The sequence below is a fragment of the Mesorhizobium sp. M4B.F.Ca.ET.017.02.2.1 genome (assembly GCF_003998955.1).
Classification (GTDB): Bacteria; Pseudomonadota; Alphaproteobacteria; order Rhizobiales; family Rhizobiaceae; genus Mesorhizobium; species Mesorhizobium abyssinicae.
Genome location: NZ_RZOF01000160.1, coordinates 1 through 13,112, shown reverse-complemented (window position 1 = coordinate 13,112; position 13,112 = coordinate 1). Strand labels below are relative to the sequence as shown.

Here is a 13,112-nt window from a genome sequence, read left to right as displayed (position 1 = left end):
GGACACAAATGGTCTGACGGCAGCCTGCTGACGCCGGAGGATTTTCGCTATTGCTGGGAAGATGTCTGGCTCAACGATGAGCTTTCGCAAGGCGGGCTCGCCCCGGTGCTGCTGGCGGACGGCAAGCCGCCACGCTTCGAGATCGTCGACCCGTTGACGGTCCGCTACAGTTGGGATGCGCCGAATCCTGACTTCCTGCCCAAGCTCGCTGCCGCTTCGCCGCTGTCGCTTGTTCTGCCGGCTGCCTATCTCAAGCAGTTCCACAAGAAATACCAGGATCCATTCCGGCTCGCCGGCCTGATGAAGGAGAACCGGGCCCAGAAATGGACGCTCCTGCATATCCGCATGTCGCGGCAGTATCGCCCGGAGAACCCGGATCTGCCGACCCTCGATCCCTGGCAGAACCGAACCAAGCCGCCGGCCGAGCAGTTCGTCTTCGAACGGAACCCGTTCTTTCATCGAATAGACGAGAATGGCCGGCAACTGCCCTATGTCGACCGGATTGTCATGAATGTCAGCTCGTCGGCGATCATTTCCGCCAAGACCGGCGCGGGCGAGAGCGACCTGCAATGCATGGGAATTGACTTCGCCGACTACGCGTTCCTGAAGGACGCGGAGAAGCGCTACCCGGTGAAGATGCGTCTGTGGAAACGCACACAGGGCTCGCGGCTGGCGTTGCTGCCCAATCTGAACTGTGCCGACCAGGTGTGGCGCGGCCTTCTTCGTGACGTGCGCGTGCGCCGCGCGCTTTCGCTCGCTGTCGACAGGCGCGAGATCAATATGGCCGTGTTCTACGGATTGGCGCAGGAGAGTGCCGATACGATCCTGCCGGAGAGCCCGCTCTACCGGCCGGAATTCGCGAAAGCCTGGATCGCCCATGATCCCGACCGGGCCAATGCCCTGCTCGACGAGGCCGGGCTTCAGACGCGTGACGATGACGGCCTGCGGATACTTCCCGATGGACGCCCGGCGCAGATCATCGTGGAAACGGCCGGCGAAAGCACGCTGGAAACCGACGCGCTCGAACTCATCACCGATCACTGGCGCCAGATCGGCATCGCCCTGTTCATCCGGACCTCACAGCGCGACATCTTCCGCAGCCGCGCGCTTGGCGGCCAGATCATGATGTCGATCTGGTCGGGCATCGACAATGGCGTGCCGACCGCCGACATGAACCCCTACCAGCTGGCCCCCACCATCGACGACCAGCTGCAATGGCCGCTCTGGGGTGCCCACTACTTGTCTCATGGCACGCTGGGTGAGGCGCCCGACCTTCCGCCTGTGGTCGAGCTGATGGCTTTGCTCAAGCGCTGGAACGCATCGACCGAAGCCACGGAGCGAGCCGAAATCTGGAATTCGATGCTGTCGATCTACACCGATCAGGTGTTTTCGATCGGCACGGTGAACGGAACGCATCAGCCAATTCTGGCGTCCTCGCGGCTGCGCAATCTGCCTGACAAGGCGCTCTACGGCTACGACCCGACCTCCTACTTCGGTGTCTACATGCCGGATACATTCTGGCTTGGAGAGTCCTGAGCGTGCTTCGATACATTGTCTGGCGCATTGCCGTGATGGTTCCAACGCTGCTGATCATATCGGCGTTGGTGTTCACGATCATCGAACTTCCCCCAGGCGACTATTTCGACAGCTATGTCGCCGAGCTTCGGGCTCAGGGCGAAGCGGTGGATTCCGATCGCATCGAGATGATGCGGAAGGACTATGGTTTCGACAAGCCGCCGGTCATTCGCTACTTCTACTGGGTCGGCGGGATGCTGCACGGCGATTTCGGCTATTCCTTCGAATATGAGCTGCCGGTTCGCGACGTCGTGGGGGACCGAATGTGGCTGACCGTGTTGGTGTCCTTCGTCACGATCATCTTCACCTGGCTCATCGCCTTTCCGATCGGCATTTACTCCGCCACGCATCAATATAGCTGGGGCGATTACGGCCTGACTTTCTTCGGCCTTCTCGGCCTTGCCATCCCGAATTTCATGCTGGCATTGATCCTGATGTATTTCGCCAACATCTGGTTCGGCACGTCCATCGGCCATCTCATGGACCAGCAATATCTCAGCGAGCCGATGAGTTGGGCCAAGGCGAAGTCGATCCTCGCCCATCTCTGGATCCCGGTCTTGATCATCGGCACCGGGGGCACGGCAAGCATGATCCGGCGCCTGCGCGCCAATCTGCTCGATGAGCTTCACAAGCAATATGTCGTGACCGCGCGCGCCAAAGGCCTTCATCCCTTCAAGGCGCTGATCAAATATCCGCTGCGCATGGCGCTCAATTTCTTCATTTCAGACATCGGCTCTATCCTGCCGGCCATCATCTCCGGCGCCGAAATCACCGCGATCGTGCTGTCTCTGGAAACGACCGGGCCGATGTTGATCAAGGCGCTGCAAAGCCAGGACATGTATCTGGCAGGGTCGTTCCTGATGTTCCTCGCCTTCCTCACGGTCATCGGCGTCCTGATTTCCGACCTGGCGCTTGCGCTGCTTGATCCACGAATTCGTTTGCAGGGCGGCAGCACCAAATGAACACGCAAACGCCGCTGCCCGCTCCGGGTGCCCCACTGCAACACTACGTTTCCATCGCGCCCTTCGACCTGCAGTCGGTCGAGGCGATGACGCCGGAGCAGTCGAAGGTCTTTCAGGCGTCGCAGTTGCGGCTGATGTGGTGGAAATTCCGACGGCACCGGCTTGCCCTTGTATCCGGCCTGTTCCTGGCGGTGCTCTATTTCGGGATACTGATCTGCGAGTTCCTGGCGCCCTACAATCTCCATACGCGCAACATGGACTACATCTATTCGCCGCCGCAGCGGGTTCACCTGTTCCACGACGGCCAGTTCGTCGGGCCGTTCGTCTATGGCCGCCGGATGACGCTGGATATGGACACGCTCAAGCGGAACTACGTCGATAAGCAGGACGATGTTCAGCGTATCCGCTTCTTCTGCAAGGGCGACAGTTACCGGTTCTGGGGCCTGTTCGAAGGTGACAGGCATTTTGTCTGCCCTGCCGAAAACGGCCAGCTCTTCCTGGCCGGCACTGACAGGCTGGGGCGCGATGTGTTCTCGCGCATCATCTATGGCGCACGCATTTCAATGACGATCGGCCTCGTCGGCATCAGTTTCAGCTTCCTGCTCGGCATAGTCATCGGAGGACTGGCCGGCTATCACGGCGGCATTTTCGACCTGATCGTTCAACGGATAATCGAAGTTCTGCAATCGATCCCCAGCATCCCGCTATGGCTGGCTCTGGCGGCGATCATGCCGATAACCTGGAGTCCGATCCTGATCTATTTCGGCATCACGGTCATCCTCGGGCTGCTCGACTGGACCGGGCTGGCGCGGGCGGTGCGCTCGAAGCTTCTGGCCTTGCGCGAGGAGGATTATGTTCTGGCCGCGCAATTGATGGGCGCCAGCAGCAGCCGCATCATCCGGCGGCACCTCATTCCCGGCTTCATGTCGCACCTGATCGCGACGGCGACGATCTCCATACCCGGTATGATCCTGGGCGAGACGGCGCTTAGCTTCCTCGGGCTCGGCCTCAGGGCGCCGATAACCAGTTGGGGCATCCTGCTCACCGAGGCGCGCAGCGTCAGCGTGATCGCGTTCTATCCATGGCTGCTTTTGCCGATGCTCCCCGTCATTCTCGTCATCCTGGCCTTCAACTTCCTCGGCGACGGCTTGCGCGACGCCGCAGACCCCTACAAGTGACATTGCTGTTCCGCGGCGCGCCGGGCCGCCGGCTCCGCCCGGTAAGATCCTTGTTGGCAGCCTGTTCGGTTGTTGCGGTGCTGATCGTTGGCCTCTATATGCGGCGAGGCTCGATCGGGGGTTCCACCCGCGAACCGATCTGTTCGCTGGCAATTGCCGATCTCTTGAGCTGGTTCAGGACACAAAAACGCATATGTCTCGCCTCGAGAGCTTCATCCGCAGGCTGACCGCACAGCGCGACATTCTCGATCAAGTCTGCGCGGAAGTGGCGAAGATCGAGGGCCCCGTGCTCGAGCTCGGCCTCGGCAATGGCCGGACGTTCCACCATCTGCGCGAGCGCCTGCCCGGACGCCGGATCGTGGCGTTCGATCGCGCACTGGCCGCGCACGCCAGCTCAATTCCCGAAGCTGAAAACCTCGTGCTCGGCGAAATACGCGAGACGGCGAGCAGGTTCATCGGCATCGGCGCCGCTCTCGTTCATGCCGACATCGGCACCGGCTATGAAGATCGCGATGCAGTGACCGCTACCTGGCTTCCCGATCTGATCGCGCGCCTGCTCCGCGTCGGCGGCATCGCGGTCAGCGGCACGCCGCTCGATCACCCGCAATTGCAGCGCCTCGCGCCGCCACCTTCGGTGCCCGCCGATCGCTATTTTATCTGTAGGCGCGTGTGAGGGCCAAAAGGATCTAAGAGCGTTTCACCGTTTCAAAGGAACGGCGAACCGCTCTATCTCTTTGTTTTGACGCAAATTCCGGACGGAAGGCTACGGCGAAGGCGCCGAGCCGAACCGCTCACGCCTTTCCTGGAATTGCTCTGGTCTTCAAGGGATCGTGTACACTGCTATCTCTCGCTCAATGCCGCGCAGCGAGACCTCGTGGGGTACGGGTGTGAGGGCGTTCCTGTGCAACAGATCGGCGGTGAGATTGTCGTCGACCACCGCGCGAGTGGCGAAGATCGCCTGTGTGTTGGCAAGGTTCTGCACCCGTGAAGCAATGTTGACCGTCTGGCCGAAATAGTCCTGTCGCTCGTTCAAAGACACGGCGATGCAGGGGCCGGCATGGACGCCGATCTTGAGCAGCAGATCCTCGCGCCCGCTCGTGTCGTTGAGCGCACGCATGGCATCGCGCATCCTGAGAGCCGCGGCAATCGCACGGTCAGGCGTCGCGAAGGTCGCCATCACCGCATCACCGATCGTCTTCACCACCGCGCCAGCCTCCGCCGCGACGATCTCGTGCAGAACCTGGAAATGCGCGCGCACGAGATCGAAGGCCGCAAGGTCGCCCACCCGCTCGTAAAGCGCGGTCGATCCGCGCAGGTCGGTGAACAGGAAGGTCAGGCTGGTGATCTTCAGGCGCTGGTCGATGTCGAGCGTATCCGCGCGGTAGAGATCGCGGAACGTCTGGTTGGTGAGCAGGCGCTTGGCGGTGAGGAATGGCCGACGCTTGCCCAGGAAATCATGCAATGCCTCGCCGGCGATGAAGACCGCCGGCAGCACGCGGGTGTCGGTCCGGTTTTCCAGCGAAATGCGCAACGGGCCAGGCTGCATCTCCAGTGTCTGGTTCTGGACATGGTCGCGGTCGAAGACCAGAGAGAGGCTTCGGCGCTCCTTTGTTGGTTCGCCCTTCACGTCGATGAATTGCGCTGAATGGGTGACCGGCTCGAAGACGATGATGAATTCGGAGGGAAGCTGTATGGGCAGAACCGCCTTCTCACCGGGCGCAAGCTCGATATCCTCCAGCGAGAACGATTCCAGCTTTTTCGCGAAATCCTCATCCGGTACATCGACGCCGGACGCCCAGTAGATCTGGCGGAAATATTCCACCATCGGCAGGTCGTGTGGATTATGGGCGGCAATCCTGCGTATGCGGGGACTGACGGTAAATGTCACCTCGACCATCTCGTCGAGGGTCGGCGAATAGCCCTGAGAGCACAGCGCGCAGGTGTATTGATCCTTCTGCAGGGTTTTCAGCGTGGCGTTGGTGTCGAGCACGCCGCCGCAGCCGGGGCACAGGACATTCCAGGAAACATCGAAGATTCCCACCCGCGCCGCATGCAGAAAGGCGCTGATGGTGCGCTCCTCGTCCAGGCCATGCTTGCTGGCGAAGGCTGGCGCGTTGATGCGGCAAAGTTCGCGGTCCTTGCCCTCCGCGATGGTTCGCTTGATCGCGTCGATTGCCAGTGGGTCGACATCGGTAGATTGCCGCAGAAGCGAGAACAGATCCTGAGCTTCGTTCATCGTGCAGGCTCCGGAAAATGCAACCCGAGGCGTGTTGGTCGGACCGCTCTTTGGTCCGACTGCTCCCTTTTTACGTCCAAACGTACAGTACGGCCATTCGAATAGACAAGCGACAGTCCAATCTTCATTCGGCCGATTTTCACCGGCCGCATGCGGCACTATGATGGTCCATGGGCATTCATCTTTGGGGCTCTCCCATGCCGACATCCGACAACCCGCCGTTTCCCGCGGCCCTGCGCCTCTTCTCCGCGATGGTCATTATCGTCCTGATCGTCGGCGCCGGCCTGTTTTTCGCGCCTGTGCTGGTCAAGCCGCGCTGGCCCTGGGCCGTCACGCCGTTCAATGCCCGCTTCCTCGGCGGCTTCTACACCGCCGAAATGGTCGTGATGGCGGCGCTGCTGTTGTGGAATCGATGGTCGCCTGGCAGGCTCGTATTGGTCATGGCCTTCATTTTCACCGTCATCGTGTCGGCGGCTTCGTTCATCAATCTCGGCTATTTCAACTTCGAGCGCAAAGCGCCCTGGCTCTGGTTCTTGGTCTATCTTGCCTCGGCCGCAGTATCAGGGCTGTTCCTGTGGCGGGCCAGGACCCGTCCCCCTGCAAAAGGGGTGACCTTGAATCCCGCATGGCGCCGCTACCTGCCTGTGGAATCGGCGATCCTTGGGCTCTATGGCCTCGGCCTGTTGCTGTTTCCCCTGACATTCAGCAGCATCTGGCCATGGCCGGTCGATGCCTTCCATGCTCAAGTCTACAGCGCCATCTTCCTCGCCGGCGCGGGCGGCACATGTCTCGTCTGGAGGAGCGCGCCGCGCGAGGAACTGCTGGTGCTAGGCCTAGCGCAGTTTCTCGTTGGCCTGCTTGCCATCCTTGGCCTCGTCATCACCGACGCTGCGGTGCACCGGATCAACTGGACGGCGACCGGAACATTGTGCTGGCTCGCTGTTTTCGCCTGGATCGGCATCAGCGGCGCCTTCAAACTCTACGCCGTCTCGCGATATTTTGGCTCGCAGTCGGCATCATAGGTTGCGAAGACGGCTGGATTTTCAGGTGGTGTCCGGTGCATCGTGCCGTGCCGATTGCCTTGGAGCATTTCACCGTTTCAAAAGAAACGGCGAACTGCTCTATCTCTTTGTTCTGACGCAATTCCAGGCGGAAAACCGCTTTACACTTTTCCTGGAATTGCTCTAGCCAGGAACGCCATGAGCACCACGACTTCGCCATCCTCCGAGCAAATCCAGCCGCAGCTCCGACCCGTCCGGCCAAGCGATGCGGAGGCGCTTTGCGCGATCTTCAACATGCCGGGCTTTCGCTGGGGCACGTTCAGGATGCCCTTCGAGCGGGTGGAGCAGGTGGAGCGGCGCATCGCCAAGTCCGGTCAGGAAACCACCTGGATCGTTGCGGAGTTGGACGGCAAGGTCGTCGGCCATGGCAACTTGGTGGTGCAGGGTTCGCCGCGCCGTTCGCATATCGGCGAGATCAACATCGGCGTCGACGATGCCCTTGTCGGCAAGGGCATCGGCTCTGCCATACTTGGCGCGCTACTCGACGTGGCCGACAACTGGCGGGCCCTGAAACGGGTCGAATTGACCGTCTATGCCGACAACGAGCCGGCCATCCGTCTCTACACTGGCCACGGCTTCGAGGTCGAAGGTCGGCATGTGAAGGCCGGTTTCACCGACGGGCAGTACCATGACCTCCTGAGCATGGCCCGGCTGCGATTCTAAGATCGGCTGCATGGTCTTGGCTGTCTGGTCTCCCTTGGCGTTTTCACCGCAAGCGGCTAGACGGGGCCAATGACCGCCGCCTTTGATCCAACCCCTGCGCCTCCGGCGGAAATTCTGGCGGTGCTGTCGCTGCTCTGCCCGGAAGTCGTGCGTGACATCGAGCAGAACTGGAATGCACCGGTTTCCGATTACGCCCGCCATCTGTGGCGGCCCGTGGCAAGGCCTGCATCGGGCCCGGCGAACACTGCCCGCTCGATCCTGCGCGAAGTCCTGCAGCAGCGCCTCAGCGTCGTCATGCAGCCTGAGGAGATCGGCAAGGCTCTCGAAGAGTTCGAGCACAGACCGGTGATCCAGTCCGGCCTGCATTGCCTGCTTCTGATGGACCGGATCACCTTTGACGCCCTCCTGCTTGCCTGGCTCGGCGCGATCGAAAACGGGCTGTCGGCCTTCGTTGCTTTCATGGGATCGACGATGACCATGGAGACAATTGGCCGGGAGGGGCCTGGATGGCTCGATGTCGGCGACGACAAGGTCAACCTGTTTGGCATGGGCCGCCACAAACTGTGCCGCAAAAGCGCCTGCGCGGCGGGTCCCGTTTCCCTCAACAAGCGCGCGCTCGAAGCAGTGGGCGATGAAACCGATGCCAGCCGCTGGCTTGGTACGCTGCTTGCCAGCCAGGACAAGGTGTTCGGAACCGCCGCCGATGCGCTGACAGCGCTCAACGAGGATCTGGTCGCAGATTGGGATCGTTCCGGCATGGCCCGGCCGGTTTTCATCGATGACCGGCTCGCCGCTTCTGCCATGGCGCGGCATCTCGAACATGACGGCAGCCTTCTTTCCAGGCTGCTCATCGAGCCCGCAAGACGCCAGCGTCTCGAACATGCCCTGCAAGAGGCCGCATCGGGACCATTCGGCAGATTCCTGCCCAATGCCACGGACTATTTCTGGGGTATCCGCGAGCAGCGCGTACGCAAGCTCGAGCTGAAGGACGGGCACCTGATCGAGCCGGACAGGCCGCAAGGTCTTTCCATCCCGTTCGAGCGGCTGCAGCTGAGGCAGGCGCTGCTGGACGGCGTGCTGCTGCCGAACCTGTTCCTGATGTTCCTCGTCCTTGCAATATTGCCGCGGGTGCGGGTAGTGGGCGGCCTGAGACAGATTGGCTATGTAGCACTTTTCCACTCGATCTTGTTGGCTGTGCTAGATGAAAACGTGCCGGAAGAGCGCGATCTGGCAGCGGAGCTGCAGGTTCGGGAAAATGCCTGGGGGATGCGGGTCATCGATGAAAAGACCTCGGTCCGTGAGCAGCTCGCAGGCTTGCCGGAAGGGGCGCTTTTGCCGGACCTGCTTCGGCAGTATCGATTGCGGACATTTGCCGAGACGACCGACGACCTGAAACTGGTTCGCGAAAACGCCCGATGGCGCAAGATCGGCAAGGCAGCGATCAAGGCGACCTGAGCCCCTCAGGCTCTATTTCAGGCTGATTTTCCAGTGCGTAACCGCAAGCGATGGCGACCATCGGTGAACCTCCGGCCGCTTCATTCGAGCACCGCCTCAAGAATGGCAACAAAGTCATCGAGCGAACGATCGCCGCGAATCTCGATGCGCGGAAGGTCGATGGGATCGCCATCGAGGCCCGCCGGCCCATGTCTGCCGCCGAAGCCGATCCGATAGCCGCACTCCCTGGCCAGCCGGCCAAGCCGCCGGTCGGTGACTGAGAAGGGTGCCGCGAACGCCGTGGTTGGCCGACCGGTCCACCGTTCGATGAACATACGCGAGCGCAAAAGCTCGGCGGCCAGGTCAGCGGTCGACAGGCCATCGATTGCACGATGCGTCGCCATATGGCTGCCGAAGAAAGCACCTTCCCCGGCGAGGCGTCGCACCGTCCCGGCATCCATAAGCTGCGCCGGCGGACCGTTGTGGGCGTCCCACTCTGCACTCTTGCCAACCAGGTCCGTCACCAGGAACACTTCCGCGGTCAGGTCGCTCGCGCGCAGGATCGGCCAGGCATGGTCGGCAAAGTTCTGAAAACCGTCATCGAAGGTGATGAGCACCGGGCGGCCAACGAAAGGCTGGCGGTTGGCGATGGACCATTCCAACTGCTCGGACGCAATCGCGTGAAACCCGTTGGCGCGCAGCCATGCCATCTGGCTGCCGAATAGGGCGGGCGTGCACCGAAAACGGGCGAGCGCGGCCGGACCGTCTTCGGCAACGCTGTGATACATGAGGACCGGGACACGCTGCCGCCGCTCGCTGCGTGCGACGTCGCGGCGCAAGGCACGCGCCCCGCCCCAGACGATTTTTCGCGCGACCCCCATCTCGATGCGCGCCCGGATCGGCATGTGATCAAACTTTGGTTCCGCCGCTACGTCGTCCGGCGACAAGCGGCGGAAGCGGTCTATGCGATAGAGCTCCGTCTGGATCGATTGCTCGAGCACGAGGCCTTCGGTCCCTGCCAGCGTCTCCGAGATCGCTTGTGCACCGAATGTGTTCCAGTCGAAGCCCGTCTTCTCAGGATTGTCACGCAGCACGAATGCGTGTGCGGTGATGAGCCTGCCGCCAGGCGCCAACGCCTCAACGACTTTGTTGGCGAAGCGTTGCAACTCGGCGAGATCATCCAGGTAGTAGAGCACTTCCGAACAGAAGATCAGATCCATTTCATCCGGCAGCGTATCCGCCATGAAATCCAACACGCCGTACTCGACATTCGGCTGATCGCCGCCGCGCGCGCGTGCCCGCTCGATGGCTACGGCGGAGATATCAGTTGCGGTCAGATGGCCCACTCGCGGCGCCAGCTGCCGCGTGAAGTGACCCTCCGCGCAGGCCAGCTCAAGCGCCCGTCCGATGCGACCGGCAGGCAGAATTTCGAGCTGTCGCTCATACTTCTCCTGCTCATAGGACGAACTGTAGTTCCAGGGATCCTCGGTCGCGAAATGGCGATTCCAGAACGACGTGCGATCCTTGTCGCGACCATCGGCTGCCCGTGCGCGGCGCGACGCTGGAAGAGCCTCCGTAGCGTCGGCGCTCGAGGCAACCAGCTCCCGCGCCTGCGCGGCCAATTGCGCGAGTTTGCCGCAGTGGCTGTCCCGACCAGTCCGGCGTACTGGCAGCTCAGGGGGCACGAAATTCGCCGCCAATTCAATCCAATGACGTCTTGTCACGGTCCCGAGTGCGCCGAACTGCACGCGCGCCTCGATCTGGCCGTCCATCATCAGACAGGCGTAGATCTGATCGATTCCTTCCGGAAGTTCGACAGAGGCCGGGTTTCGAACGTCGACGCGAATTCCAAGTGTCCGCGCCAGTCGGCGCGGCGCGGCAAGGTCGTCGATGTCGAGAAGCATTTGCTCAAGCTGATACTGGGCGCGGCGCGCCGCTGCGGGATCGCCCCAGACCTTGCCGAGTTCGACGATCAACTCGGTGACGGCGCCGCCGAACCTGGCCCACCTGGCAGCCAATTGCTCTGGCGTCGACAGGCTTCCAACCATCAGGCCATCAAAGACCACCCTAACGGCCTTGCGCACCCACTTGCGCGCTACCGGGAGCGCGCGCAGGGACTGTAGGTTGATCGGGCGCGAGCCGCGGCCGCAATCCGACGCGGCGTTCCACAACGCGAACCACGCGAGGGCTTCGGCAGCGGTGCCGCCGTTGGCCTCGATCGCTCCATTGGCGTGAGCCGATGCCGGGTGTTTGACCCTGGGATCGCGAGAAAAGCCGCGGGCGATCACGATTTCCGCATCTGCCACCATCTGCGCCGAATTGCGATAAAGCGCGTTGGGGCTGATCCGATGGAAGGCGAGCGGCTCGTCGACCATCACCCAATTCTTGCCCAGGCGTGCCAGACGCTGCCACAGATCCCAGTCCTCGCAAGTGCGCAGCGAGACATCGAAACCGCCCAGCCCGACAATCGTCTCCCGGTCGACCAGCAGCGCGTGCGTGCGGACGGCGCACTGGCGGGCGAATGTTTCGAAGGGCTGGATCGCAACCTCCGGCGAGATGGTCGACGGGGTGAGCGCGCCGTCGGGCATCACGCGCCGGGAACCGCAATAGGCGGCCACCGCATCGGGAGCGGTTTCTAGTGCGGCCAGCATTTTGGCGAGGAAGCTGGCATCCACCCAATCGTCGGCATCCAGAAACATCAGCCACTGGCCGCGCGCTGTCGAAATCCCGCTGTTGCGCGCGCCGGCGGGGCCATTGGCGGAAGAGTTCAGCGTTCGAAATCGGGCATCGCGCTCCATTTGAGCGGCGATGATAGCGGGGGTGCGATCGGTGGAGGCGTCGTCGACGATGATCGCTTCCCAATCCGCTATTTCCTGATCGAGCAAGCAATCGAGCGCGCGCGCCAGCGTCGCCTCCGCCTTGTGCGCGGGCACGACGATTGAAACCAGGGGATTATGTGCCACGCCGTCTTACCCGCGCCTGGTTCGAAGGGAGAACGAGGGTCCCGAAACATAGCCGGCGATTTCCTGCATCATCGAGCTTTGGTTTTCTTCGGCAAGAGTCGGCGAATGTGAAAAACGGATGATGGCATCGGATGGCAGCACTGCCCTGTCAAGATCGGGGCGGACTGGAGGCAGGCAAAAAGGATCGGCTGCAGTTCAAGGCCTGACCTCACTCACCTGTCATTGCACAATGCCGGCTTTGCGCAGCCCGTCCACCATGCGCTCGAAATCGGCAGGGTTCTTGTAGGGCATGACTTTGCGACGGTATTCCAGCGAATAATCTGGATTGACGCGAAGCACTTCCTCCCATGCCGCGCAGGCCTCGGCGAAACGGCCCAGCTGGCCGTAGCAGGCGGCTAGAAGCGCGCGCGAGACGTCGGTGACGGCATTGCGCGCCAGCCGTTGCATCAAAAGGTCAATGGCCTCTTCGTACCTTCCAAGTTGAAACTGCGCCAAGGCCTGGAAGTGCAGAAGCACGTCCGGAAAGTATGGATTCAAGGTCTTCCCTCGGGCGAAACTCTCGAGGGCCTCCTCGGATCTGCCCGAATAGTGCAGCGCCTCGCCGAGGATGACGTGCCCTTCGGCGAAGTTCGGATTGAGGGCTAACGCGCGCTCGGCCTCGTTGATGGCGCCATCGTGCCGTCGTGTGTACAGCTTGGTTATAGCCAGCGCCCAGTGCGCCCAGGGATCGCTGTCATCCAGCGTTACCGCTCGCATTGCTGCCTCTTCCGCTTGCGCCATCGATTCCGGCGGCGACGCGCTCCATCTGTTCAGGTAATCGAGCCCGTGCGTGAGCGCGAGGAAAGCGTGGGCAGAGGCAAACGCCGGGTCCAGTTCGATGGCACGTTGCAAGAGGTTGCGGGCTGCGAGGTTCGTCTCCTTCGTCAGCTGGTGCCAGAGTTCCCGGCCCCGCATGAAATAGTCGTACGCCTCAGTGTTGCGCGAGTGCTCGGGCGCCAGCCGCTGACGGTCACCCTCGGTCAGATTGAGCGCCAGCGCTC

General features: G+C 61.9%; 10 protein-coding genes. 7 read left to right on the top strand and 3 right to left on the bottom strand.

Going from position 1 to position 13,112, the window contains the following annotated elements; genetic code table 11:
* The 4 genes from EN738_RS19220 to EN738_RS19205 form a co-directional block, all read left to right on the top strand.
* Positions 1-1,536 (top strand): ABC transporter substrate-binding protein (locus EN738_RS19220; protein ID WP_145966878.1); only part of this gene is annotated, 1,536 nt, incomplete at its 5' end.
* Positions 1,537-1,538: 2 nt separating this feature from the next.
* On the top strand, positions 1,539-2,537 hold the full coding sequence (locus EN738_RS19215) for an ABC transporter permease (protein ID WP_127285079.1): 999 nt from the start codon (positions 1,539-1,541) through the stop codon (positions 2,535-2,537).
* Positions 2,534-3,715: an ABC transporter permease gene (locus tag EN738_RS19210; protein WP_127285078.1), complete on the top strand. Its 1,182-nt coding sequence runs from the start codon at positions 2,534-2,536 to the stop codon at positions 3,713-3,715. The genes EN738_RS19215 and EN738_RS19210 overlap by 4 nt, the downstream gene beginning before the upstream one ends.
* A 193-nt stretch (positions 3,716-3,908) precedes the next feature.
* Entirely contained in the window at positions 3,909-4,388 is a 480-nt protein-coding gene (locus tag EN738_RS19205) for a class I SAM-dependent methyltransferase (RefSeq protein ID WP_127285077.1), read from the top strand.
* Positions 4,389-4,535: 147 nt separating this feature from the next.
* Here the strand turns inward: EN738_RS19205 and EN738_RS19200 are convergent, their stop codons facing one another.
* Entirely contained in the window at positions 4,536-5,951 is a 1,416-nt protein-coding gene (locus EN738_RS19200; RefSeq protein WP_127285080.1) for an adenylate/guanylate cyclase domain-containing protein, read from the bottom strand.
* A gap of 197 nt (positions 5,952-6,148) precedes the next feature.
* Between EN738_RS19200 and EN738_RS19195 the strand changes: the two genes are divergently transcribed.
* The 3 genes from EN738_RS19195 (at position 6,149) to EN738_RS19185 (ending at position 9,130) form a co-directional block, all read left to right on the top strand.
* Positions 6,149-6,973 (top strand): hypothetical protein, encoded by an 825-nt coding sequence (locus EN738_RS19195; RefSeq protein WP_127285076.1) that lies wholly within the window; start codon positions 6,149-6,151, stop codon positions 6,971-6,973.
* Between the two features lie 177 nt (positions 6,974-7,150).
* Complete coding sequence (locus tag EN738_RS19190) at positions 7,151-7,675, top strand: GNAT family N-acetyltransferase (RefSeq protein ID WP_127285075.1); 525 nt, start codon at positions 7,151-7,153, stop codon at positions 7,673-7,675.
* A gap of 120 nt (positions 7,676-7,795) precedes the next feature.
* The gene (locus EN738_RS19185) at positions 7,796-9,130 is read left to right on the top strand and encodes a hypothetical protein (protein ID WP_245494580.1); all 1,335 of its coding nucleotides are present in this window, start codon (positions 7,796-7,798) and stop codon (positions 9,128-9,130) included.
* Positions 9,131-9,210: 80 nt separating this feature from the next.
* On the opposite strand, the gene EN738_RS19180 is transcribed toward EN738_RS19185, so the two are convergent.
* A complete protein-coding gene (locus EN738_RS19180) occupies positions 9,211-12,072 on the bottom strand; it encodes a glycosyltransferase (protein WP_127285073.1) in 2,862 nt (953 codons plus the stop codon).
* 219 nt (positions 12,073-12,291) lie between these two features.
* On the bottom strand, positions 12,292-13,112 hold an 821-nt coding region (locus EN738_RS19175; RefSeq protein WP_127285072.1), incomplete at its 5' end, for a tetratricopeptide repeat protein.